The sequence below is a fragment of the Pseudomonas sp. 22085 genome, from assembly GCF_052045815.1.
Lineage (GTDB): Bacteria > Pseudomonadota > Gammaproteobacteria > Pseudomonadales > Pseudomonadaceae > Aquipseudomonas > Aquipseudomonas glycinae.
This window is the reverse complement of the sequence record NZ_JBQEQA010000001.1, coordinates 131,326-155,504: the sequence shown is the minus strand read 5'-3', so window position 1 is coordinate 155,504 and position 24,179 is coordinate 131,326. Positions and strand designations below refer to the sequence as shown.

Genomic DNA, 24,179 nt, shown 5'->3' with positions numbered 1-24,179 from the left:
GAATTGCCCGTGGTATCCCGTCTGCTAGACCCTGCCATGCAGGCTTACATCGAGAACAGTCAACGCTTCGCTCCGCGTGACGGCAGCCTGGCGGCCCGGCGCGAAGCCTTTCTCGCCGCCTGCCTCGCCTGCACGCCACCGCGGCCGGCGGGCTGGCAGGTTGCCGATATCGAACTGGAGGGCTTGCGCCTGCGCTGTTACACACCTCCGGGCGAAGTGCCGCCCGGGGGATGGCCGACGCTGTTGTACCTGCACGGCGGCGGCTGGGACCTGGGCAACCTCGACACCCATGACTGGTTTGCCCATGCTCTGGCGCGGCGGGTGCCACTGGCGATCGTCGCCGTGGAGTACCGGCTGGCGCCAGAACATGCCTATCCGGCGCCGCTGGAGGACTGCCTGAACGCATGGCTCGGTTTACGGGCCGGGGTCGTCGCCCCCCGTCTCAGCACGGCGTGCCTGATGGTAGCTGGGGACAGCGCGGGTGGCACGCTGGCTGCGGGCCTGTGCTTGGCATTGCGCCGTGACGGGTTGCAACAGCCGCTGGGGCAGTTGCTGGTGTATCCGGTGCTGACGGCTCGGCAGGACTTGCCATCGATGCATGAACAGGCCGAGGCGCCGATGATGACGGTGGCGGGGTTGATGAAGTCATTGGAAGGCTTCGTGCCCGCAGCGCCGCAGCGTAATGACCCCTGCGCGATGCCGCTGGAGGCTGAAGACTTTGCCGGGCTGGCTCCGGCCTTGGTGTTGGTGGCGCGGGTCGACCCGCTGTGCGATCACGGGCTGGCCTATGCCGATGCGCTGGCGACGGCGGGCGGGGTGGCCCGGGCCTGGGTGGGAGAGGGCATGGTGCATTCGAGCCTGCGGGCATTCGGGGTGGCCGAAGTCGAGCAGGCCTGGGATTGCATGGCGGCGCAGTTGCTGCGCTGGACGGGCGATTGACCAGCGCAGCCTTCAGGTGCTTTCGCGAACCACCAGGTTGAAGCCCACATCCTCCACCTGCTCCCCACGCCCCAGGCTGCCTTCGATCCGTTGCAGCAGCAACTCTGCCGTACGCAGGCCAATGCGCCCGCCGTCAACATTTACCGTGCTCAGGCGCGGGTGGGTATGCGCGGCGAATTCCAGGTTGCCGAAGCCCATCACCGCCAGGTCCTGAGGCACCCGCAGGCCGTTGGCCTGGGCCTCGGCCATGACCCCCTGGGCGAGCAGGTCGATGCTGCAGATCACCGCGTCCATCGGCACCTTGGCCGCCAGCAGCCGGGCCATGGCTTCACGGCCGTGGCCCATGTTCACCGGCACGGCTTCGAGCTCGCAGGCAACTACCTCGACACCGGCCTTGCGCAGGGTATCGGCACACGCCTGGCGCCGGCGAGTGGCGCGGGCGTCGTCGCTCCAGACCAGGCCCACGCGGCGGTGGCCGCGTTCGATAATGTGCTCGGCCATGGCCTGGCCGACGGCCTCGTGGGAAAAGCCGACCACAGTGTCGATCGGGTCCTGCGCCAGCTCCCAGGTCTCTACTACCGGAATGCCACGGGTGATCAGCTTTTCCCGCGCTTCCGGGCTTTGCAACTGGCGGGTCAGCACGATGCCGTCAGGGCGACGGGCGAGGATCGCGTCGATCAGTTCCGGTTCACTGCTGTGTGCCAGGTCCGACTGGCTCAGCAGCAACTGGTAACGCGCCTTGGCCAGGCGGAGGCCGAGCTGGGTGATGGTGTCGACGAAAGCGCGGTTGGCGACATTCGGCACCACCACGATGACCAGCCTGCTGCGCTGCGAAACCAGTGCGCCCGCGAGCATGTTGGGCACATATCCGGTCTTGCGGATGGCATTGCGTACCTTTTTCTGGGTTTTTTCCGATACCAGTTCCGGCCGGTTGATCACCCGGGAAACGGTTATGGGCGAGACCTTGGCCATCTTCGCCACGTCATCGAGTGTGGCAGGGGGGGCCAGCAGTGGTTTCGAATCAGCGACGGTAGCGGGCGTTTCCAGCATCGGGGGCCTCTGGACGGGAGCTTTGAGCATGTTGCCGATTCTACCGGAACGGCGCGCGGTTTTTTGCATTTCCTGCTCATTCCCAATGCATGGGAATTCACTGCGAACGGCGATTTGCAAAGCCCGTCGGCTCAGGTCTAGGATTAATGACAGCGCTGTCATTTGATAACGCTGTCATTGCTCGGAAACAGCTCTGCCAAGGGCTGCAAGCTGCCAGAATTTGAAGCAGGTGCCGGTGCAAGGCCCTGCACGACGCCAATAAAAACAATGAGGCAACCGCGATGCACAATCACGACACCTACGCCGCCGGGCCTGCCCCCGGTGCCGTGGCCGCATCCACCACAGCTACCCGCTATCGCTATTTGATCCTGGCCCTGATCACCATGGTCCTGGCCTTGAGCAGCGGTGACCGCGCTGCCCTGTCGGTGGCGGGCTCCGACATGAGCAAGGAGCTCGGCATCAGCTCGGTGGAAATGGGCTACTTGTTCTCGATCTTCAGCTGGGCCTACGTGATCTTCCTGATCCCTTCCGGCTGGCTGGCCGACCGCTTCGGCTCGAAGAAGACCATGGCCCTGGCCATCTGCGTGTGGTCGGCCTTCACCGTGTGCATGGGCCTGGTGCACTTCGTCGGCATGATCGTGCCGCTGCTGCTGGGCCTGCGTTTTCTGCTGGGTGTGGCTGAGGCGCCGGTGGGGCCGGCCTCGACGCGGGTGATCGCGTCCTGGTTCCCGTCGGCGGAGCGGGGCATGGCTGGGGCCATCTTCAACAGTGCGCAGTACATCTCGCTAGCGTTCTTCACCCCGTTCATGGGCTGGTTGTGCTACGCCTTCGGCTGGGAGTACGTGTTCATCGTCATGGGCATCGTCGGCTTCGGCATTGCCGCGATCTGGTGGAAAAACTACTACCTGCCGGTCAGCCACCCGAAGATGAATGGCGAGGAACTCGACTACCTGCGCAAGGGTGAAGCGCTGGTTGACCTCGAAGCCCAGGCTTCGCTGCCCAAGGGTAAGCGCCGCAGCTCGCTGGCCGAAGTCGGCCTGCTGTTCAAGAGCCGCATGCTGGTCGGCATGTTCATCAGCCAGTACTGCGTCAGTGCGGTCACCTGGTTCTACGTCACCTGGTTCCCGATCTACCTGGTCAAGGAGCGTGGCTTCGACATCCTTCAGGCCGGCCTTGTGGCTTCGATCCCGGCCCTGTGCGGGCTGATCGGCGCGGTGTCGTCGGGCTTCTTCTCCGACTACCTGTTGCGCCGCACGAAGTCCCTGAGCATTGCCCGTAAAACGCCAATCATCACCGGCGTGCTGCTGAGCTCGACCATGATGCTGTGCAACTACGTCGATGCGCAGTGGCTGGTGATCGCGGTGATGAGCCTGGCGTTCTTCGGCAAGGGCTTCGGCAACCTCGGTTTCAGCGTAGTGGCCGACACTGCCCCGCGAGAAATGATCGGCATGACCGGCGGCGTGTTCAACGCCTTGGGCAACACCGCCGGCATCGTCACTCCGGTGGTGATCGGCTACCTCCTGCACTCCAGCGGCTCGTTCAACAGTGCACTCATCTATGTTGGCGCTCACGGCCTGCTGGCGGCGTTCTCCTACCTGGTGATCGTCGGCCGCATCCAGCGCCTGCAACTGTCCGACCTGACGGGCCAACCTTCCAACGCTCAATGATTCCGAGGACGACTCCATGATAGAAAGCAACGTCTACATCGACCCGAAAATCGCTGCCCTGCAACCTGGCGAAGCGACCACCGACAGCATCGCCTGGATCAAACTGTCGTATACCGTGCTGCCACTGGGCGCGCCAATCAGCGATGCCAAGGTGCTGACCGGGCGGCAGAAACCGCTGACCGAAATCGCTTTCATCTTCGCTGAGATCCGCACCCGCGAGGGCCATGAAGGCATTGGTTTTGGCTACTCCAAGCGCGCCGGCGGCCCGGGTATGTATGCCCACGCCCAGGAAATTGCCCCGACCCTGCTGGGCGAAGACCCGAACGACATCGCCAAGCTCTACAACAAGTTGCTCTGGGCCGGTGCTTCGATGGGCCGCAGCGGCCTCACCACCCAGGCCATCGCGCCGTTCGACATTGCTCTGTGGGACTTGAAAGCCAAGCGCGCCGGCCTGCCGCTGGCCAAGCTGCTTGGCGCTCACCGCGATTCGGTGCAGTGCTACAACACCTCCGGCGGCTACCTTTCGACGCCACTGGAAAAGGTTCTGGAAAACGTAGATACCTCCCGTGGCAATGGCATCGGCGGCATAAAGATCAAGGTCGGCCAGCCGGACACCAGCATCGACTTTAAACGTGTGCAGGCCGTGCGCGAGCAACTGGGCGAAGGCTTCCCGCTGATGGTCGATGCGAACCAGCAATGGGACCGCGTCACCGCCCAACGCTTCTGCCGCAAGCTCGAGCAGTTCGACCTGACCTGGATCGAGGAGCCGCTGGACAGTGCCGACGTCGAGGGCCACGCCGCCCTGGCCGCGTCGCTGGACACCGCCATCGCCACCGGCGAGATGCTCACCAGCTTCAACGAGCATGCCCAGCTGATCACCGCCAACGCTTGTGACTTCGTCCAGCCTGATGCGCCACGGGTCGGAGGTATCACGCCATTCCTGCAGATCATGAGCCTGGCCAGCTTCAAGGGCCTGAAGCTGGCGCCGCACTTCGCCATGGAGATCCATCTGCATCTGGCCGCAGCGTACCCGGAAGAGCCATGGCTGGAGCACTTCGAATGGCTTGAGCCCATGTTCAACGAGCGCCTGGAACTGCGCGAAGGCCGCATGTGGGTGCCCAACCGCCCGGGCCTGGGCTTCTCCCTCAGCGAACAGGCCCAGGCCTGGACCCAGCACAGCATCGAGTTCGGCAAACGCCCTTGAGCCAGCCATGGCGGTGGCGCTTGTGTCGCCACCGCCATGGGTGACAACACCCATAGGAAAACACCATGAGTCACCGTGAAGTCAGCCCCGTCATTCGCCTCGATGCCGCCGACAATGTCGTGGTCGCGCGTATCGAAATCCCTGCCGGCACCGCCATCGCCGGTGAAGGTGTCACCACCCGGCAAGCCGTGCCGCTGGGGCACAAGGTCGCTGCCCGGCTGATCGCCAAGGGCGAAGCGGTGCTCAAGTACAACACCGTGATCGGCTATGCCGCCGAGGACCTGCCGCCTGGCACCTGGATGCACAGCCACAACATCGCCTTCGGCGAGACCGATCGCGACTACCGCTACGGACTGGACTACGTGCCCACCGACCTGCTGCCGGCCGATCAGCGCGCGACCTTCCAGGGCATTGTCCGCGAGGACGGCCGCGTGGCCACGCGCAATTACCTGGGCGTGTTCGTTGTTGGCAACTGCGGCGCCACGGTGGCGCGCAAGATCGCCAACCATTTCGACGAGCGCCGCCTGGCCGGCTTCCCCAACATCGATGGCGTGGTGCCCTATGTGCACGAAATCGGCTGTGGCATGGAAATGACCGGCGAGCCGATGGACCTGCTGCGTCGCACCATAGGTGGCTACATCAAGCACCCCAACACCGTGGGTGCGGTGGTCATCGCCTTGGGCTGCGAACGTAACAACATTCACGGCTTCTTCGAGCAGGAAGGGCTGGTGGAAGGCGACATGCTGAAGAAACTGGTGATCCAGGACGTCGGCGGGGTGAAGAGTGCCACCGACCAGGGCATCGCGCTGATCGAAGGCATGCTGCCCAAGGCCGACCAGGCGCGCCGCGAGCCGGTGTCCGCCGAGCACCTGATGATCGGCATGCAGTGCGGTGGCTCCGATGGTTTCTCCGGCCTTTCGGCCAACCCGGCGCTGGGCGCGGCGGTGGATATCCTGGTGCGCCATGGCGGCACCGCGATCCTTTCGGAAACCTCGGAGATTTTTGGCGTCGAGCACACCTTGACCGCCCGCGCCGCCACCCCGGCGGTGGGCCGCAAGCTGATCAAGCGCATCGAGTGGTGGCTGGAGTACAACCGCGGCCGCGATACCCAGATCAATGGCCGGGTCAGCCCCGGCAACAATGCCGGTGGCCTGGCCAACGTGCTGGAAAAATCCCTGGGGGGCGCGAAGAAGGGCGGCAACGCCCCGCTGATGGACGTGTACGAGTATGCCCATCCGGTGAAAACCCACGGCCTCGTGTTCATGGACACCCCCGGTTACGACCCGGTCTCGGCCACAGGCCAGATCGCCGGCGGAGCCAACCTGATCGCTTTCACCACCGGACGCGGCTCGTGCTTTGGCTCGGTGCCGGCGCCGACCTTCAAGCTGGCCAGCAACTCGCCCATGTACCAGCGCATGAGCGACGACATGGACATCAACTGCGGACAGATCATCGACGGCGACAAGACCATTGCCCAGATGGGCCAGGAAATCTTCGAGCGCCTGCTCGCCCATGCCTCGGGGGAGGCGACCAAGAGCGAGCTCAATGGCCTGGGCGAGGATGAGTTCTGCCCGTGGCAGATAGGCGTGCTCGCCTGACCTGGCCTCTTCGCGGCTAAAGCCGCTCCTACAGGTGTTGTGCGGTCCTTGTAGGAGCGGCTTCAGCCGCGAAGGGCCCTTCCAGACAGTCACAACAATAACGGCCAGCACTCCAACCTGGCCGAATGGACCAGCCATGCACAAAAACAACAAGATCCTGCCTGCTGCCTCACTGCTGTGCTTCACCTTTCCGGCCCATTCCGAAGGCTTCCTTGAAGATAGTCAGGCCACCCTGAAAGCCCAGAACTTCTACCTCAACCGCGACTTCCGCGAAGACGCCGGCATCTCCAAGCGCGAAGAATGGGCCCAGGGCTTCATCCTCGATTTCCGCTCCGGCTACACCTCCGGCACACTCGGCTTTGGCGTCGACGCCCTCGGCATGCTCGGCCTGAAGCTTGATTCAGGCCCTGGCCGCAGCGGCACTGGCCTGCTGCCGGTCGGCGACGACGGTCGCGCGCCGGACCAGTACAGCAAGTTCGGCATTACCGCCAAGGCGCGTCTGTCGAAGACCGAACTGAAGATCGGCACCCAGCTGCTCAAGTACCCGACCATCGCCTCCAGCACCGGGCGCATCCTGCCGCAGACCTTCCAGGGCGGCGTGCTCACCTCCAAAGAGCTGGATAGCCTGACCTTCACCTACGCGCAGATCGACCGGACCACCAAGCGTGACTATTCCCATACAGAGGCCATGAGCCTGGTCAACAAGACCCGGCGTTTCAGCGGCACACCCGAGGCTGACGACTTTCGCATGGGCGGGGTGGACTACGTGGTCAACCCCAACCTGAGCCTCAGCTATCAATACGGCGAGCTCGATGAGATCTACGGCCAGCACTATGTCGGTCTGCTCGGCAGCACCGCGCTGGGCCCCGGCAAACTGGCGCTGGATGCGCGCTACTTCATCAGCGACGACAAGGGTGAGGCGCTGGCCGGCCCGGTCGACAACCGCACGCTCAACGTGTTGCTCAGTTACAGCCAGGCCGGGCATACCCTAGGCGTCGCCTATCAGGGGCTCTCCGGCTCCACGGCCATGCCTTACCTGATCGGCACTGATGCCTACCTGACCAACTACATGATGGCTGCCGACTTCATGGAAACCGGCGAGCGCACCTGGCAGTTGCGCTACGCCTACGACTTCGTCGCCCTGGGCATCCCGGGCCTGACGTTCTCGACCCGATACAACCATGCCGATCATGCCAACCCGGCCACTTTCGCCGGGGAAGGGCGCGAGTGGGAGCGCGATACCGACCTGGGTTACACCATCCAGTCCGGGCCACTGAAGAACGTCAACGTGCTGTGGCGCAACGCGGCGCTGCGCTCCAATTACCAACGCGATATCGATGAGAACCGGCTGATCGTGAGCTACACCTTGCCGCTGTTCTGATCGCTCAGGTCATGTACGAGGAGTGGCCGCCGGGTTTTGGCGGTGTGGCCGGTAAAGTCTTTTACCGGCCTTTTTTTCAATAGGTACGGCGGCGGGGGTGGGGCGCGAAGCCACGGAACTGGTCAGTACGCTGCTGGCGTTGTTGGTTCTGGGCACGATGTGTCATTTGCCGTGGGTGGCCTGCAGCGCCTTGGCCTGCTCCAGGTTGTGCTGCAGCTACCGTTATTGATGAAACCGCTCTCCCTTTTTACCGACCCTTAAGTGAAGCTGTATTGGCTCACCCCTCCAGCTTCCTGATCAGCCGCCCAAAATTCTGAGCTGGTTCCACATACCGCAATGCTGACTTCATGTCGCTCCAGCCGACGTACTCCATGAGCGTCTTGATATCCCAGCCAGAGCTGGCCGCCCAAGTAGCAAATCCACGCCGTATGGAGTGGGCGCTGTAAATCTTCGACGGCAAACCGCATCTACCCAGAGTGTCGCGCAGGAGAGGAATCAAGCTGTGGGCTGCGATAGGGCGATCGCTAATATTGCCCCATCGATCAATACCCCTAAACACACCACCGCGAGTTAATCCCGCTGCTTCGATCCAGTTCAGGTACGCCTCGACCGGGCAGAGCTTGCTCAACGACGGTGTCTTGTACTCCCGTCCTATGTTCTGCCGGTCTCCTTTGGAAGACCCGAGATAGAACCTGATGCCGACGTAGCGCTCGGCATGCGTGTTCTCGATCGTGAGCCTAGCCAGTTCGTCCCCGCGGAACCCTCTCCAGAACCCGATTGTGAGCAGAGCGATGTCGCGGGTCGATTTGAGCAGGGCGGCCATATTGCCGTCGGCTCTTGCCTGAGCTACCTCATCTTCGAGATGTGCGACTGCCTTTTCGAGATGCAGCAATGCTAGTGGGGCCGCTTGCTTCTGCTGCGCGGGGTGTATCGCCCGGATGCCTTTTAGCAGTTGCCTGACCTTGGGGGTCTTGGTGGGATCGGGAAAGCCGTTGCTTTGATGCCAGTTCGCAAGCGCTGCCAGGCGCTGCTTGAGTGTGCTGAGCGCTAGCTGGTCAGCGTACTCCGCGATGTACCGCACCACTGACTCAGTGGTTGTAGGCAGGTATCCACCCCAGGCCACTTCGAAATGGGAGAGGGCGGCCGCATAGCTTTTCGACGTGTTCTGGCGAACGCTCGCCTGTAGATATCTATCTGCCTTGCTGGGCACATCAACCACGCCAATCTCCATATCGAGCCGGGGCGGCTCTCATTTGCCGTTTGTACTGCCTTTCGGGCCATTTTACCTCCACGCTGAGGCATGACAAGCCATAAACCTCGATTATGTCTTGCCAAAAATTAGGGCATATTTGGTATCTAAAGATGTTAAGGTGGCACGTAATTACATGAAACGTACAACAGTACGAAATCGTAGGGGCGGACATGGCTAGAGGCGGCATTAACTTGGTGCTGGTGCGCAAGGCTCGCGAGGCGCTGCTGTCGAGAGGGCAAAACCCTAGTATCGACGCGATACGCATCGAACTTGGAAATACCGGCTCAAAGACAACAATTCAGCGGTGTTTGAAGGAGATTGAATCACACGATCCTCGACCCTCGGCTTCGCCTTCGCGCCTAAGTGATGAGCTCACGGAGCTGGTGGGTAAGTTGCTTGAACGCCTGCTTGATGAGGGAAACGAAGCCTTGGCGCATGAGAGAGCTGCATTTGAGGTTGAACGCAAAGCGATGAAAGCTGAGAGCGGTACACTTCAAAGCAAGCTTGAGCAATCGCAATTGGAGATCGCCAAGCTGCAGTCAGCCCTGCAGGCTCAGGACGAAGAACTCAAGATCGTTAAATCCAGCCTTCAAACCGAGATCACTCGAAACGCCCGGATCAGCCAGAGCTGCAGCGACCTTGAAATTCGCGTGCAAGAGAAGGACGCCCAGATCGAATCTCTGGAGGAGAAGCATACGCATGCCAGAGAAGCACTCGAGCACTACCGAGTAGCAGTAAAGGAACAGCGCGACCAGGATCTAAACCGTCACGAAACTCAGATCTACCAGATGCAGCAAGAGGTGGCTCTGCTTCAGCAGACGCTGATGGTTAAGCAGGAGGAAACCACCCGCATGATCCGAGACAACGAACGCCTGATCGCCGAAAACCGGCAGCATGCCAAGGAGGCCAGCCAGCATCGTGATGCTATAGAGCATCTGAGGGGGGACTTGGGCATTGCCAGCGCGGCGACTGCGCGAGCAGAGGGTGCAAAAGAGTTGCTCACCCAACAACTCGAGACCAAAAATAAGGAGGCTAGCGATGCCCACCTGACTGGAGCAGTAGCACAGCAGAGGGCAAAGGAATTGAAGGCACTGCTCGAGCAGTCTGAAACGGAACTAGAAGCACTTCGCGCTGCGATTGGAGCTAAAAACAGTTAGAAACATAGTAAGGCTTGAGCACAGCCGTAGCGGAAAGAACAAATGTACTCCTCCGTGTTTCAAGCATACGCGTTTCTTCACGTATGCACCTAGGTAAAACATCGGGCCGGGTAACCCATCGCAATGTGCCTTTCTTGGACGCTTACGAAGCGGCGAATCGCGAATGACAGCTATGCGGCCAGCAAGCTCAGAGGTGTTCTTTGTGGGGGCGGGCGTGCCCCGCGAATCCGACCTATGGCAAAGTAGCATTACTCAGTCTGAGCAGCGTATGATCCCGCCGCCACCCCGACAGCCCTGCGCGGGGAACGATCGCCAAGGATGCCGCTGTGACTCCAATTCATCGCCCTGAGTGCCCTGAATACCTGATCCCTTTACTTGCGGATGACAGGAGTCGATGGGAGCAGCTTTACGGGCCCTCTTCAAAGGGGTGGCTTAACCGTGACGACATCCTCAGAAAATACCGAGGTGATCTGGCAGATGACTTGATAAAAGTTTTCGGCCCAATCTGCTGTTATTGCGAGAGCTATGCACATCGGGGCAGCGGGGCCATCGAGCGCTTCCGCCCCAAGACCGGCGTGCGAGGAGAGCCGCACTACGCACACCTGCAAGCGGACTGGCGTAACCTCTACTGGGCATGCGCGGTATGTAACCGCTACAAATCGAGACGCTTTCCCCAGTTGGGCGATTCGTGTCCAGATAGTCCGTACCTGGAAACAGTTGCGTTCGAAAAGCCAGGCTTGATCGATCCCTGCAGTGATGATCCAGATCTCCATCTTAAGTTCGAGTCCAATGGAATTGTGCTTCCGCTTAGTGATCGGGGAAAAATTACCATTGATTTGCTGGATCTCAATCGTCGGCAACTGGTGCAAACCCGGCGTGAGCAGGCCGTTCTGCTGACAGCTGGTCAACCTTACTGGGACGATGATGGCGAGCATCGAGCGCATGCTGCTGTGTGGCGCCAGCTTTCAACTGAACTCAACAGGACTCTATGGGAGTTTCCGCGCCCCATCGAAGATGAACATGGGGATGAACCCGCAACATATATAGCTGCTGCGCCTAGCGAGCGGATTGATACTGAGACCAAGGAGGGTATGGAGTCCTACCTTGAGAAAGCCCAATACGTGACTCAGCTGCAGATCAAAAATTTCGGGCCCATTGACCACTTGGATCTCAACTTGGAAGCTCCTGGTGCATCAAGCGCGCCTTGCTACGCGTTGCTCGGCGAGAACGGTGTCGGAAAAAGCACAGTGCTCAGGGCTTTGGCGCTCGCATTGTCAGGTGAGGCTTATTCGAAAGCACTTGGCCGCACCAGCAATAAGCTCCTGGCTACCGGAGCCTATGAGGGATCAGTCGTCGTCACCCTGGTGGGTGGCGATCAGATCTCGATGACGTTCACGCGCAACAAGAAAATCAAGTTCAGCAATGTGCACTCTCGCTCACTGGTCGTGGCGTATGGCGCCACGCGCTTGCTCGCCACCAAGCGTCACCGGGCGAAGCCTGGGAAAGACCACGCGAAGATCGACAACCTCTTCGACCCGTTCCTCCCGATCACCAACCCATCAGAATGGCTCAAGAGCATCGATCCCCACCGCCTGGAAGAAGTGAACGAAGTACTGCTCAGACTGATGCCGAAGGATCATCAGGTGCAGGTCATCATAGCTGCCGATGGTTCCGTGAATCTCAATGTGGGTGGTATCGAAGGGCGCCAGCTCCATGAGCTGAGCGACGGCTACCAGTGCATGATCGGCATGGCTGTCGACATCATGCAGGTGCTCTCTCAATCCGGCGCGGCGCTTGATTCTGCTGAGGGCATTGTCCTGATCGATGAGCTCGGCAACCATTTCCATCCGGCCTGGCGACTTCAGTGTCTGCCGGCCCTGCGTGAAGCTTTTCCTGGTGCCCAGATAATCTATAGCACCCATGACCCTCTGTGCCTGCGTGGACTCAAGGAAGGTGAGGTTGCTGTGCTACGGCGGGATAGGCTGAACCATATCTACGCACTCGAAAACCTACCAACAGTTTCCAAGCTCAGGGTTGAGCAGCTTCTTACCTCCGAGCATTTTGGACTGCGCAGCACTGTGGATCCTGAGCTCGATCTAAAGATCCAGGCTTACGAAGAGCTGTTGAGCAAACCACAGCGGTCTGCTGAGGAAGAGCAGTCACTTGCCGACTTGGTGGCTGAGCTAACGGACACACGCTACCTTGGCGGCAGCCGTCGAGAACGTATGGCCTTGCAGATGCTGGACACCACAGGTGCGATCGATATTCCTGTTGAGGCTGCCGCCAACGTGCAGCAGTTCACTGACTCGACTGTCTCGAAGCTCAAGTTCCTCATGCAGCAGGTCACGCCATTGGCTGGCCGGCTCGAGGGTGAGCCATGATCAAGGTCGAACGCCCGAAGGGTAGTACCCCCAAAGGTTTAGTCCGTAAAGGGCTCGCAGAATTGAAGAAACACCGCGATCTCGATCCCAAAGATCGCAAATTCAAGGCTTACTCGGATGATCCCGTAAAAGAGAAGCTGGCGGAGTTGTTTGGACGCAAATGCATGTTCTGCGAATCGCTGCTGGCAGGGAGCCAGCCAGGTGATGTGGAGCATTACAGACCAAAGGGAAAGGTGGTTATCTGCCCCAAGACGAAAGATGCGCCTGCTCAGCACGCAGCTGGATACTATTGGTTAGCAGCCAAGTGGCCAAACCTTCTGTTGTCCTGCGCTGACTGCAACCGACCGAGAACACAGGATGATTGCGACGGCAATGCCCGGGTGATCGGCAAAGCTAATTTCTTCCCCCTTGCTGATGAGACAAAGCGAGCGTCCGGGCCTTGGTTTGTGCTCAGGGAAGAACCGCTGCTTCTGAATCCCTGTATTGATGATCCTGCTGACCATCTTGTCTTTTTGGAGGATGGACGCGTGCAAGCGCGATTGATAGATGGGGCACCGAGTCGCAAAGGTGAAGCCAGCATCTACTACCTAGGGCTCGCTCGTGCGGAACTGCTGCAAATGCGCGCACGTCATGCTCGTATGGTACGCGCCGCGATTCGACATACAGTGGATGCCTTGGAAGAGCATAGAGACCCAGGTGCCGACCTGGAGGATTTGGTTGCCTTTCTCGATCCCAAGGAAGCGTATGTCGGTTTTAGCCGCATGCTAATCAATAAGTACATGGGCAAGTACATCGCAGCGCTAAATCTTCCCGTTTGATGGGTTGCTTTATACCATTGCGATCGCTGCGCAACGGCTGTGCTGGAAGAGCTGGATTGCTTCAAGCAGAAGCCAGCAGCCCTCTGATGCATGTATGTACTGGTAAGGTCGTCGTTACGTCGGCGTGGATGTGCTGGCTGGCGGTTTAGCGTGGTGAGTCCGCATGGCGTACGCTATAAAAGTCTCATCTCGGCATCCCACATGGATGCTGTTAGCTTCAGCAAGCGGAAAAAAAGCGCGAGCGTTCAAAGGAAAGCAGCCGGCCTGTGTGCTTAGCACCAAGTTGCCCCGGCAACACTTAGGAAGAGGTGATCATGAAGCTACAGGCATATCGGCTGCAGAACTATCGCCGACTGCGCGACGTCGTCATTGAGCTTGACGACGAGATTTCCATCTTCGTTGGCGCCAACAACAGCGGCAAGACGTCTGCCGTGCAAGGCCTGTACTCGATGCTCCGTGGCGAAGCGAAGAAGTTCGAACTCTTCGACTTCAGCGCAGCGCTGTGGGCCGAGATCGACGCCATAGGCAGGACGCCTCCAGGCGATGAGGACGCGCCCAAGCAGTTACCGTCCATTCTTTTGGATCTCTGGTTCCGCGTCGGTGAAGACGATCTCGCCACTGCAATGTCGCTTCTTCCGAGCACGGACTGGGACGGCAAGTGCGTCGGGATCCGGGTGGCGTTCGAGCCTCGGGACGCCCATTTGCTTGTCCGGAAGTTCCATGAACTGCATGAAAAGGCCAACAACGCTGCAACCGCACTGGTGACCAGGCGCAAAGCAGTTGCGGAAAAAGGGACTGTGGTGGTGGCGGATCCCGGCGAGTACAAGCCCTGGCCAGAAAGTCTGACGAAGTACCTCACCAAGGAGCTGACCAAGGAATATACGTTCCGCTACTACGTACTCGATGAGCGCGAATTTGTCGGCTATCAGCCTAAAGAGGCCGATTATGAGCCGCTGCCGCTAGGTAACGAGCCGGGTGGCGCGGCCATTCTGAAGTCTCTGGTGAAGGTGGACTTCCTGCGTGCGCAGCGGCACCTTGATGACCCGGATGCTGGCAGCTCCGACCGCGCTGAGAGCTTGTCGCGTCGTCTCAGCCGTTTCTATCACCGTAATCTGGAGAAGCGTGGTGACGACCATGTAGCGCTCAAAGCGCTCGATACCTCGGAAAAAGAACTGAACTTCCACCTGGAGGAAGTTTTCAGCGACACCCTCAAGCGCCTCGCCAAACTCGGCTATCCAGGCGTCAACAACCCCGAGATTGTGATTCGGGCGGCCTTGGATCCGACCACCGTCTTGGGGCAGGATGCCAAGGTCCACTACGTGGTTCCTGGTGCGGTCACCGCGCAACTGCCCGACAGCTACAACGGTCTGGGGTTCAAGAACTTAGTCTATATGGTGGTTGAACTCCTCGACTTGCACGAGCAGTGGAAAGCCGAGGAAGACAAACGGGCGCCACTGCATCTGGTCTTTATCGAAGAGCCTGAGGCGCATCTGCATGCGCAGATCCAGCAGGTCTTCATCAGGAACGTTCTGCGCCTCCTTGAGGATGCCAACGATCACGCAACGTTTTTCCACACGCAGCTCGTTGTCACCACGCATTCCCCACACATCCTATATGAGCGCGGGTTCTCACCCATCAGGTACTTCCGCCGTGTTAGCGACCAGCTGGCCCATAACACCGAAGTAAGGAATCTTTCGCTCTTCAAGACGGGCGCGGCCGACGCTCCAGCGCGCGAATTCTTGCAGCGGTATCTGAAACTCACACACTGCGATCTCTTCTTTTCCGATGCGGTCATCTTGGTGGAGGGCAATGTCGAGCGCCTGCTCCTGCCAGCCATGATCGAGTCGGCCGCTAAACGCCTGCGCTCCTCCGCCCTGACCATCCTTGAAGTCGGTGGCGCGTTCGCGCATCGGTTCCAAGAATTGATCGCCTTCGTTGGACTCACTACGCTGGTCATCACGGATCTGGACAGCGTAACGGTCAAGCCGGATGCTGAGGATGCCGCCGAGCAAGACGCAGGAGCTGGCGGCACCGTCGACGGAGATAACGAGGACGACGATCTGAAGCCCTTCGAAACCGAAGACGACGACGAGGCAGCACCGGGCGGCAAAAAGAAATCCAAGAAGCGTGGGAGCACCTGCCATGCTCACGTGGAGGGCGCCGTCACGTCCAACCAAACCCTCATCAGCTGGATCCCTAAGAAGCGGTCGGTGGCCGAACTCTGGGAAGTCACGGCGGAGCAAAAGACGCTATCGCTTGCCGAGGGCTCCAGCGCTGAGGTTCGGGTGGCCTATCAAACCAAGGTTTTGGTTTCGGTGGGTGCTACGACCTCGCAGCTTTGCGGCCGCACGCTTGAGGAGGCCTTCGGTCTTGAGAACTCCGAGTGGTGTCAGGCTGAGGCTAACCGGGCGGTCGGACTCAAGCTAAAGCGCGCACCAAACAGCCCCGAGGAACTGGCTGAGAAGTTGCACGTCAGAGTGACCAGCAAGAACTTCGACAAGACTCGCTTTGCGCTGGAGGTCCTTGCAAGTGGTCCGCTCAACTGCTGGAAGGTCCCCACGTATATCGCCGAGGGCTTAGCCTGGCTCGAAGCCAAAGTGGCGCACGAGATTGAGGCGGACGCGGCTGTTGCCACCGAGGTCACGACAATTGAGCCGACTGCAGCCGGTTGTGTCGCCGTCATTGCAGATGCGGAGCAGACGGCATGAGCAGGCGAGTTGATAGCCCAGACACTGCCGCCGACCGCGAGATCTACGCGTGTATTGCTGCGACACCCCCACAGCCGTTCGTGGTCCGCGCTGGCGCAGGTTCCGGCAAGACCACCTCCCTCATCAAGGCGCTGGACTGGGTGATCACAGAGCACGGCGCCAGCATGCGGGCGAAAAAGCAGAAGGTCGCTTGCATCACATATACCGACCTCGCCGCCAAAGAAATCTTGGCGGATGTTAACGATCATCCGCTGGTCCATGTCTCGACCATCCACAGCTTCTACTGGTCTATCACCAAGACGTTTCAGGCGGACATTAAGGTTTGGCTACAGAACGACATACGCAGGCGGATTTCCGAGCTGGGAGAAGAGTTCAAGAACTACAGCTCGCGTGTTCGGCAGACTACACGCGACAGGAACAAGGCTGACCAGGAGCGTTATGTCCGCCACCTAGAGGTTATTGCTGGCGTCAAGACCTTCAGCTACGGGGTGGGCAGCGACTACGCAAAGGGCATCCTCGGCCACGAGGACATCCTTCAGCTCGCTGATTTCCTTCTGCAAAATCGTCCGCTGTTCCGACGGGTCGTAGCGCTGAACTTCCCGTTTGTGTTCATAGACGAGAGTCAGGACACGTTCCCGAGCGTAGTGAAGTCCTTCAAGGACGTGGAAGCCCAGATGCGGAGCAAGTTCTGTCTCGGTTTTTTTGGCGACCCAATGCAGGCGATCTTCATGAGAGGCGCGGGGGACATCCCGCTTGAGGACCATTGGCGGGCCATCACAAAACCAGAGAATTTTCGCTGTGCCAAGCAGATCCTTGATGTAGCCAACGCCGTGCGCGCGCAGGGCGACGGCATGGAGCAAGTCCGAGGACTACACGAAAAGGTTGATGGTGATCTCAAGCCGGTGGAGGGCTCGGCCCGGATGTTCGTCCTGCCGAACACGCTTAACCGAATTGAGGCCCTGGCAAGAGTCCGGGCGTGGAGCGCGGCGACGAACAACGACGAGGGTTGGACGACTCCAGACGTCGCGCTCAAGATTCTTGTCATCGTGCACCGCATGGCCGCAAACCGGCTCGGCTTCGGTGGCATCTACTCGGCGCTGAACGATAGGACATCGGAGGGCATGAAGCAGGGGATGCAGGATGGCACCGGCTGGCCCGTTCGACCCTTCCTAAGTTTTGCGCTACCAATCGTTACCGCCGTCAAGGCCGGCAACGAGTTCGCGGCGATGAACCTGCTCCGGAAGTTCAGCCCGCGTCTGGCACCAGGGGCTCTTACCGGCCGCCGTGCCGCGGCTGTGTTGCGAGATTTGCACGCGGCTATGTTGAGACTTGTCGTCATGCTGGACGAGGCAGGGACCACCATTGGTGACATAGCTCTCCATCTCTGTGACACGGGGCTTTTCGAATTCGACGATCGCTATGCGCGTGTTCTTGGATTTGTCAGGGATGTTGCTGATGCTGCTCAGGAGCCCGAGGATGCTGATGCAGTTCCGGCCGAAGGACCATCCTCGGACGCAGCAATGGCCAAGTTCTTCAAGTGCTCTGCGCAAGAGCTTTGGCCCTATGAGCGCTATGTCTCAGAAGGCTCCCCCTATGCTACACAGCACGGTGTAAAGGGAGCGCAGTTCGAACGAGTCATGGTGGTGATGGACGAGGAAGAAAGCGACTACCGAACCTACAACTACGAGCGGGTCTTCGCGAGCGCTGAGGCCCGTGCTGCAGATCGTGCACGAGCACTAGGTGGTGATGAAAACACTTGGAGTCGAACGCTGCGACTGCTTTACGTCTGCTGCACTCGCGCCCAGCGGGGTCTGGTACTAATGTTCTTTGTCGCTGATCCGGCGACCACTCTGGAAAACGTCATTGCGAGCGGGATTTTGCCGCGGAGCGCAGTCTTTACGCAGGAAGTGTTAGCTGGACGGCCATAGACGAACGAGTGCCTGATCGAGGTCGCCGCAGGGAAGCTGAGTTTATGCATATGCTTCCTATTTATAAGCCGACCTCGAAAAAATGGGCGACAGATCGTAGGGGAGGACGGGGCATGAGTATTCGCCTCGCCCTACGCCTCCTCGCTAAGAAGTCGTGCTGTTAAAACCGCAGCCTGGAGATCAAGATGGCTCGAAGCAAACGACTTCATGAGGAGCGAGCGGGGAAGGGCCCAATCCCATTTCTCTCGGATCATGTTTTCGACATTTTCCAATATGAGCTCTACATCTGTGATGTCCATTTGCCCGACCACGCGCAACGCTCGCAACGTGTCTTCCTGACCGAAAGCAACCTCCAGGAAGAGTCCGTTGTTTTCGCACTGAATGCCCACATGCCTGAGCAATAAGACCAGCGCATCATTGGTGTAATCCCCCCGCCAGGTCGCCACGTGGCTTACGCTAGCAGAGCCAACAATCGCCGTGCTATCCAGGCCGAGGGCACGGAAGTTACTCCGAGCCTCCTCCAGCAGGGCTTGAGCGTGCTTGTCGAGGAAGGGACAGGGGGTGGTTTCCATCAACACGTTTCGCATTTCAAGCCTGACGCGATCATGCACCTGCGCACCTAGCCCATCAAACTGAGGGGGCTCGCCGCCCCGCGCTGGCATGACCACGATCACCTTCGCTTCAATGTCGACGTCCTGAACCTGCCAGCGTCGGCCGCCGAAAATGATACGTTGCCCCTTGGTCAGGGGTTTGCTGACGGGCAGCGAGCCAAGTAGTTTGCCATCCCGGAGCAAACGAAACTCTTCATCACTCGTGAAGGCGGTGTAGAACTCATAGTGGTTGATCAACCGCTCCCCGAGTTCACCTGGCAGCAGAAGTCCCAAGCTGTCCTGAACGATCAACTCTTTCTCACCCATACCTTTGAGCAAAGACAGGAAATCAGGCTTGGTAACGCACGCAAAACTGCCGCTCGCTATGAGATTTCCCCATAATTGCGCCGCCGATGCACCGCCGAGCTGAGCAATCGAAGACAAGCACTGCTGCACCAGTGTCGAGGCGTGTAGGCCTTCCGACCGAGGAGGTTCAAACCATCCACTGATCAGCAAGCGGATCATGGCGACCGTTTGGACAAGGCCTTCACGTAACTGATCGGAGAGATCAGAATGATCCGTTAAGGGGCGCTCTCGGCAGTATACCCTCAGCATGGCAGGCTCACCGGGTCGACGACCTGAGCGGCCAAGCCGTTGCCTCAGACTCGCCACAGAGGGTGGGGAGCCGATCTGTGCGACCGTCCTGATGTTACCGATGTCGATACCCAGCTCCAGGGTGGTAGTGCATACGGCAGAAGCTGGAGGATCTCCCGCCTTCAACGCGCGCTCCGCATCCTGGCGCAGCTCCTTGGACAAGCTACCGTGGTGCGGCCAGAACTCGTTTGGCACGCCATCGTTCTCGCACAGTGAGCGCAGACGGTCGGCAAACCATTCAACCTCTTGGCGCCTGTTGGGGAAGATCAGGTTGTTGTGCCCTCTCAATACCTTGTACAGGTGGCCTGCAATTGCCACCTTGGTACCAGAAGTCTCCTCCTGTTCGTCGCCTTCATCTGTTGACGATTTTCCAGAGTATTCCGCCACCACTTGTTGCATCGGCTGTTCAAGGTAGCCGCGTACCTGCACTTGGAGTTCCTGGCCAGAGGATTTCGACTCGATGATGGTGATGTCATCAGGGCGAACCGGCCTCAGAAACTTTCGGGCCAGCGACATCTCCCCAAGCGTCGCGGAAAGTCCTACGCGAGGCAGAGCCCTGCCTACGACGATCTCAACCCGCTGCATGAGCGATTGCAGTTGCTTACCGCGCTCACTGCCAATGAAGGCATGAAGCTCATCGATGACGATGTAGCGCAGCTTCTGAAAAGCCCCAGCTAAACTCGCACCTTTGTTTACGAAGAGGGCTTCGAGGGACTCCGGCGTGATCAGCAAGATGCCCTCAGGCGATTTCAGGAACCGTTGTTTCTTGCTTGCTGCCACATCACCATGCCAGGCAACGACGGGCAGCTCTAGCCGCTCGCACAGCCGGCTGAGCCTGTCCCATTGGTCATTGATCAGTGCCTTGAGTGGGCTGATGTACAGCACTGCGCCGGCGGACTCACGGTCGTTGAGGAGGTTGGTCAGGATAGGGAGGAAGGCGGCCTCCGTTTTGCCTGCCGCTGTGGACGCCGCGATGATCACATCGCGATCAGCGCCCACCAACGCTGGTACCGCCCACTCCTGGGCATCACGTAACGACGTCCACCCCTGTGACCAGACCCATTGCTGAACCTCGGGATGCAGACGCTCAAACGAAGAAGAGTCAGAGCTTGAAGCTGGCGAGCTCATCGTCGACCTCAACTTCAAGATCCTGTTGGCCAGCCTCATCCTTGGCCAGCTCCACGGCGCCCAGCAGGGTGCGCCAGTCCGCTGTAGGGTTCTGCTCGATTACCGCGAGCAGGTTGATGAAAGCTGTAATGGTCGTGCGCGGCGTCCGGAAATAGGCCTCGCCCAAGCGCTGGTTGCAGTGCGCCATGAACGCGGGGATGGCTTCGTCCGGCAGCAAGAACTTCTCAGGTTCGCCGAAGGCATAGACATTGCGCAGCTTCTGCAGCAGCACGTAGAAGTCTTCAGGGGTCAGGCTGCTGAGTCGAATGACTGGCCCAGAAAGGTCAACCAAGCCAGACCTTGCAAAGCTGTTTTCCGCGAGGCGTGATTGCAGGGCAGGGTAGCTGTAGAGTCCACGACGCGTGTCCATCAGAAACTCTGGTGTGCCGCCCAAGACAAAGCCCAGGCCTTCAGCAGAGCCCTGTAATGAATCGTTGAGGATGCGCAGGATTTGTTCGTAGTTAGCGTTCCGAGCCTGGGTATTTGCCAGTTTGTACAGGTTGACCAATTCATCCAAGCAGACCATCAAACCGCCGAAACCGGCCAGGCGCACAAACCTGGACAGCAATTTCAGCTGGTCGTAAACAGAGGCATCGTCGACGATCGTACGCACACCGAGCGCAGCCCGGGCATCTGTCTTGGTAGAGAATTCGCCGCGCAGCCAGCGGATGGCATCAGCTTTGAGCTGCTCGTTGTCTTCCTCGAAACCGCGGCAATAGGCAGCAATGACGTCGGCAAAGTCATAGCCGTTGACCATCTCGGTGAGCTCCGCCAGGTACTCACGAATGACCACCTCGCTCTCGACACCTTTAGTCTTGGCTTCCGTTTTAGCCTGTGAGATGAATTTCTCAACGATACCCTGTAGCGCGCCGCCATCGGGTTTGGTGCGGGTGGCCATGTTTTTGGCCAGCTCGGAATAAAGGGAGCGTGCCTGGCCACCTGAAGCATGAAGACGACGGTCAGGGTTCAAATCGGCGTGCATGGTAACGAGCTTGCGCTCCATGGCGATGCCGCGAACCAGGTTGAGGAAGAAGGTTTTACCCGCGCCGTACTCGCCAACGACAACGCGGAATGCAGAACCGCCATCTGCGAGACGATCGACATCCTTGAGCAGCGAGTCGAGTTCACCCGCCCGACCCACCTGGATCAGGTGCTGCCCGACACGCGGGACAACACCCGCACGCAGCGATTGAATGACCGCGTCGCGATCCTTGGCTCGTATCTTACTCATAGGGCTAATACATCCAGAATTTCTGGGTTGATTTCGATGGGATCATCGCCTTCAGTTACGGGCATGTCGAACAGCTCAAACGCTGTGTCGTTGATCCGTTCCAGGGCGCCATCCAGCATCAGTTCCATATCACTGGCTGCGTCTTCCAGCTCAGCGCGGCTCCATTCAGTCCGAGAAACCAACAAACGGAGGAACGCAGAATGCTCAACGTCCAAACCATGAACGGTAGCAAGCTGTTCGGCGCTGCTGCTTTCCTGCTCTTGGAGCGTTTCTGGTTCCGAGGCGCCAGATGTTTCGGTGGGAGACTCTTCATTGAAGACGCTGGCCAGAAGCGCCGACACCTCTGCCGTTTCTTGTTGCAGACGAGCGACCTTGCTCATGTCCAGTGCGAAGCCTGAACCCATGCCTGCTGGCGCCTCCGCCGCAGTCGCCGGCGCGGCAGTCGAAATCATTGCCTCCGCGATCTGGGAAGGGCGAACGGCTGCACTATGGAGATCGCTGTAGACGAACTGTGGATCGAGGGCGAGCGATTTGTAAACGCGCTCAAGCAGCTTCACTTCCTGCGGCGTCACCTCGCCATCCGCATGTGCCAAGTGGGCCAAAAAGCTGGCAATTTTTCGTTTGGCCTCGAGGGGCAGGGACTCGAGCTTCTTCTTGAGGCTTGCCAGCGTGGGCGGTTGCTTCAGCTGAATTTGGAGGTGCGCTTTCAGGCGTTTGCGATGCGCAACGCAAAGGTGATCCCACGAGTCAATGTGCCCAGATAGCAGGCTGATCTCCTCAAGCGAGGTGTCGCCGTCTGCAGCTGCGACTGCACTGGCCAGGTCTAACGTCACTGCTGCTGCGCTGTAGGCATCGGTGGAGCGAAGCGTGCCTTCGTCAGAGTCCGCTGCGAACAGCGCGATGGTGTCTTCTGCCTTGGGTGTGCGGCTGCCGGACAGGACGTCGGGTTCCAAACCGATCCGCTTGCTCTCCAACGCCCGGGCAAGGGCGATGACTTTGTCACGGGAAAGCGCGCCGGCCGATTTGAATCGGCCTGCCAGCTCAGCGAAACTCATGCAGATAGTTTCGCCCCCGACGCGTTGCTCTAACTGTTCGAGCTCTGCTTTTGCTTCAGTAGGCCAGAGTTCGGTTGGCAACTGCAGGATGGCTTCCAGGCTATCCCCGGCGTCTGGATTACGCCCTAGGTACCGACTGAAAGCGTCGAGTACGGTGGTGCAGTCCTCGACAATGACCTGCAGCTTGTTACGCGTTCCTGAGGTCGCTGCGACATCAGGAAGGTCACCTACGGCCACTGCTGGAATATTCAATCCGGCAGAAGCGGGTCGATAGGCGACCTTCAGCTTGGTCTTGTTCTGGGGAAGCACAATGCCGTTGGGATAGCGCTTCTCGAATTCGTGTTTGAAGAGCGCTGCGAATTGCTCGGGACACCGCGTCACAGGTGTGCGCCTGGAGATGTTGGGCTCTGCAAGCGCCCAGGCCAATGCCCAGCTCGGATTAAGCGGATACTTGTCCACGGCCATCTGTCCCAGCGCAACGCGCAAGGACATGGGCAGCTCGTACCCATCTGCGGGGCTGGCGCCGGGCTCGCTTAGGTAACTCTGAGGCTGAACGGCGCCCGCGTCGATATGGGCGAGGAAACGGGTAGCGTAACCGCGGAAAGAATTGTTATCGCCGTAAAGGCCAAGTAAACGACCGACCTCGGCCTTAATGGCCGGGATTTCTGCCTTGGCTTGAGGCTCGGTCGGCGCATCGATCAGCACACGGCGTTCAAGCCCATAGAAAAACAGGAACACGTAACCCGCATCTGCAGGCTGGCGACGACCTCCTGCCAACCATTGCAGGTACGCTCGCCGCGCCTCGGGCGTGATGCTCCGGTAGCTTGGCCAGTAGGGCATCTGTCGCTCGGTGAGGTTCATCGGTGAGCGCGCGACACGAAGCGTGGCGTCGATAAGGGAGGGTTCAGATTGGCCGAATTGTGTCGCCCGCTCGGTGATGTAGAGCAGTCCGCCGGGGATGGCCAACCCAGCCACGTTAATGGACTCATTTTCAGCCAGCCAACGAACCCCCGCGGGCTTGGCATTTGGCTTTGGAATGGCGTAACTCTGACTGTCGCTGGAGGACCCGACCTGGACAGTATGGAAGTCTCGTTCGAAGGCACTGGTGCTGAACTGGACAGTGGCACTGGGGTACGTTGCGTGTCGAGACACCGCAGCGATCTCGGCAACAATGTCATCTTCAGGAACGTAAGGCTTTGCACGGGTGGCACGTCTGACGGCCCATACCAATACGCCTATGCCCAAGACGACCCCAATGGCAATCCACACCTGTTTAGGGATTTGTGCCAAGAGGGCAATAACAAAAAACAGGGCGTACAGAGCGATCGACCCGCCGCCGCTCCCTTTGCGCTTCCGTGGCATATAAGTGTTCCGTACAGTTGGTAATGGCCAAATGACA

General features: G+C 59.4%; 15 protein-coding genes. 10 read left to right on the top strand and 5 right to left on the bottom strand.

Annotated elements, in window-relative coordinates:
* The first annotated feature begins 36 nt into the window (after positions 1–36).
* Positions 37–939, top strand: coding sequence for an alpha/beta hydrolase (locus ACTJK7_RS00585; RefSeq protein WP_440779676.1), 903 nt, complete (start codon positions 37–39; stop codon positions 937–939).
* Between the two features lie 12 nt (positions 940–951).
* Here ACTJK7_RS00585 and ACTJK7_RS00580 read toward each other — a convergent pair whose 3' ends face one another.
* The gene (locus ACTJK7_RS00580; protein WP_440779678.1) at positions 952–1,989 is read right to left on the bottom strand and encodes a LacI family DNA-binding transcriptional regulator; all 1,038 of its coding nucleotides are present in this window, start codon (positions 1,987–1,989) and stop codon (positions 952–954) included.
* 281 nt (positions 1,990–2,270) lie between these two features.
* Here ACTJK7_RS00580 and ACTJK7_RS00575 point away from each other — a divergent pair, with 281 nt between their 5' ends.
* The 4 genes from ACTJK7_RS00575 (at position 2,271) to ACTJK7_RS00560 (ending at position 7,839) form a co-directional block, all read left to right on the top strand.
* On the top strand, positions 2,271–3,656 hold the full coding sequence (locus ACTJK7_RS00575; protein ID WP_440779679.1) for an MFS transporter: 1,386 nt from the start codon (positions 2,271–2,273) through the stop codon (positions 3,654–3,656).
* 16 nt (positions 3,657–3,672) lie between these two features.
* On the top strand, positions 3,673–4,860 hold the full coding sequence (locus tag ACTJK7_RS00570; protein ID WP_440779680.1) for an L-talarate/galactarate dehydratase: 1,188 nt from the start codon (positions 3,673–3,675) through the stop codon (positions 4,858–4,860).
* Between the two features lie 65 nt (positions 4,861–4,925).
* Entirely contained in the window at positions 4,926–6,458 is a 1,533-nt protein-coding gene (locus ACTJK7_RS00565) for a UxaA family hydrolase (RefSeq protein WP_440779681.1), read from the top strand.
* Between the two features lie 136 nt (positions 6,459–6,594).
* A complete protein-coding gene (locus ACTJK7_RS00560) occupies positions 6,595–7,839 on the top strand; it encodes an OprD family porin (protein ID WP_440779682.1) in 1,245 nt (414 codons plus the stop codon).
* A 277-nt stretch (positions 7,840–8,116) separates the two neighbouring features.
* Here the strand turns inward: ACTJK7_RS00560 and ACTJK7_RS00555 are convergent, their stop codons facing one another.
* Positions 8,117–9,058, bottom strand: coding sequence for a tyrosine-type recombinase/integrase (locus tag ACTJK7_RS00555; RefSeq protein ID WP_440779683.1), 942 nt, complete (start codon positions 9,056–9,058; stop codon positions 8,117–8,119).
* A gap of 203 nt (positions 9,059–9,261) precedes the next feature.
* On the opposite strand from ACTJK7_RS00555, the gene ACTJK7_RS00550 reads away from it, so the two are divergent.
* The 5 genes from ACTJK7_RS00550 to ACTJK7_RS00530 all read left to right on the top strand — a co-directional run bounded on the left by ACTJK7_RS00550 (position 9,262) and on the right by ACTJK7_RS00530 (position 18,083).
* Positions 9,262–10,248, top strand: coding sequence for a DNA-binding protein (locus tag ACTJK7_RS00550; protein WP_440779684.1), 987 nt, complete (start codon positions 9,262–9,264; stop codon positions 10,246–10,248).
* A 326-nt stretch (positions 10,249–10,574) separates the two neighbouring features.
* A complete protein-coding gene (locus tag ACTJK7_RS00545) occupies positions 10,575–12,629 on the top strand; it encodes an AAA family ATPase (protein WP_430757556.1) in 2,055 nt (684 codons plus the stop codon).
* The gene (locus ACTJK7_RS00540) at positions 12,626–13,447 is read left to right on the top strand and encodes a hypothetical protein (RefSeq protein ID WP_430757557.1); all 822 of its coding nucleotides are present in this window, start codon (positions 12,626–12,628) and stop codon (positions 13,445–13,447) included. Before ACTJK7_RS00545 ends, ACTJK7_RS00540 begins: the two co-directional genes overlap by 4 nt.
* Before the next feature lie 314 nt (positions 13,448–13,761).
* Positions 13,762–16,155: an ATP-dependent endonuclease gene (locus tag ACTJK7_RS00535; RefSeq protein WP_440779686.1), complete on the top strand. Its 2,394-nt coding sequence runs from the start codon at positions 13,762–13,764 to the stop codon at positions 16,153–16,155.
* Positions 16,152–18,083, top strand: coding sequence for a UvrD-helicase domain-containing protein (locus tag ACTJK7_RS00530; RefSeq protein ID WP_440779687.1), 1,932 nt, complete (start codon positions 16,152–16,154; stop codon positions 18,081–18,083). Before ACTJK7_RS00535 ends, ACTJK7_RS00530 begins: the two co-directional genes overlap by 4 nt.
* A gap of 131 nt (positions 18,084–18,214) precedes the next feature.
* Here the strand turns inward: ACTJK7_RS00530 and ACTJK7_RS00525 are convergent, their stop codons facing one another.
* Genes ACTJK7_RS00525 through ACTJK7_RS00515 form a run of 3 tightly spaced genes read right to left on the bottom strand, consistent with a single transcriptional unit; the run spans position 18,215 to position 24,142 of the window.
* Positions 18,215–20,455 carry a DEAD/DEAH box helicase gene (locus ACTJK7_RS00525; protein ID WP_440779688.1) on the bottom strand — a complete coding sequence of 747 codons (2,241 nt, stop codon included), beginning with the start codon at positions 20,453–20,455 and terminating at the stop codon, positions 18,215–18,217.
* The gene (locus ACTJK7_RS00520; protein ID WP_440779689.1) at positions 20,430–21,725 is read right to left on the bottom strand and encodes an ATP-binding protein; all 1,296 of its coding nucleotides are present in this window, start codon (positions 21,723–21,725) and stop codon (positions 20,430–20,432) included. Before ACTJK7_RS00520 ends, ACTJK7_RS00525 begins: the two co-directional genes overlap by 26 nt.
* Positions 21,722–24,142, bottom strand: a complete 2,421-nt coding sequence (locus tag ACTJK7_RS00515; RefSeq protein ID WP_440779690.1) for a TerB N-terminal domain-containing protein — start codon at positions 24,140–24,142, stop codon at positions 21,722–21,724. Before ACTJK7_RS00515 ends, ACTJK7_RS00520 begins: the two co-directional genes overlap by 4 nt.
* Positions 24,143–24,179: the final 37 nt, after the last annotated feature.

Excerpts from the sequence above, each read along its gene's own strand:
- ACTJK7_RS00585 (WP_440779676.1), top strand. The coding sequence starts at position 37 with ATGCAGGCTTACATCGAGAACAGTCAACGCTTCGCTCCGCGTGACGGC.
- ACTJK7_RS00580 (WP_440779678.1), bottom strand. The coding sequence starts at position 1,989 with ATGCTGGAAACGCCCGCTACCGTCGCTGATTCGAAACCACTGCTGGCC.
- ACTJK7_RS00575 (WP_440779679.1), top strand. The coding sequence starts at position 2,271 with ATGCACAATCACGACACCTACGCCGCCGGGCCTGCCCCCGGTGCCGTG.
- ACTJK7_RS00570 (WP_440779680.1), top strand. The coding sequence starts at position 3,673 with ATGATAGAAAGCAACGTCTACATCGACCCGAAAATCGCTGCCCTGCAA.
- ACTJK7_RS00565 (WP_440779681.1), top strand. The coding sequence starts at position 4,926 with ATGAGTCACCGTGAAGTCAGCCCCGTCATTCGCCTCGATGCCGCCGAC.
- ACTJK7_RS00560 (WP_440779682.1), top strand. The coding sequence starts at position 6,595 with ATGCACAAAAACAACAAGATCCTGCCTGCTGCCTCACTGCTGTGCTTC.
- ACTJK7_RS00550 (WP_440779684.1), top strand. The coding sequence starts at position 9,262 with ATGGCTAGAGGCGGCATTAACTTGGTGCTGGTGCGCAAGGCTCGCGAG.
- ACTJK7_RS00540 (WP_430757557.1), top strand. The coding sequence starts at position 12,626 with ATGATCAAGGTCGAACGCCCGAAGGGTAGTACCCCCAAAGGTTTAGTC.
- ACTJK7_RS00535 (WP_440779686.1), top strand. The coding sequence starts at position 13,762 with ATGAAGCTACAGGCATATCGGCTGCAGAACTATCGCCGACTGCGCGAC.
- ACTJK7_RS00530 (WP_440779687.1), top strand. The coding sequence starts at position 16,152 with ATGAGCAGGCGAGTTGATAGCCCAGACACTGCCGCCGACCGCGAGATC.
- ACTJK7_RS00525 (WP_440779688.1), bottom strand. The coding sequence starts at position 20,455 with ATGAGCTCGCCAGCTTCAAGCTCTGACTCTTCTTCGTTTGAGCGTCTG.
- ACTJK7_RS00520 (WP_440779689.1), bottom strand. The coding sequence starts at position 21,725 with ATGAGTAAGATACGAGCCAAGGATCGCGACGCGGTCATTCAATCGCTG.
- ACTJK7_RS00515 (WP_440779690.1), bottom strand. The coding sequence starts at position 24,142 with ATGCCACGGAAGCGCAAAGGGAGCGGCGGCGGGTCGATCGCTCTGTAC.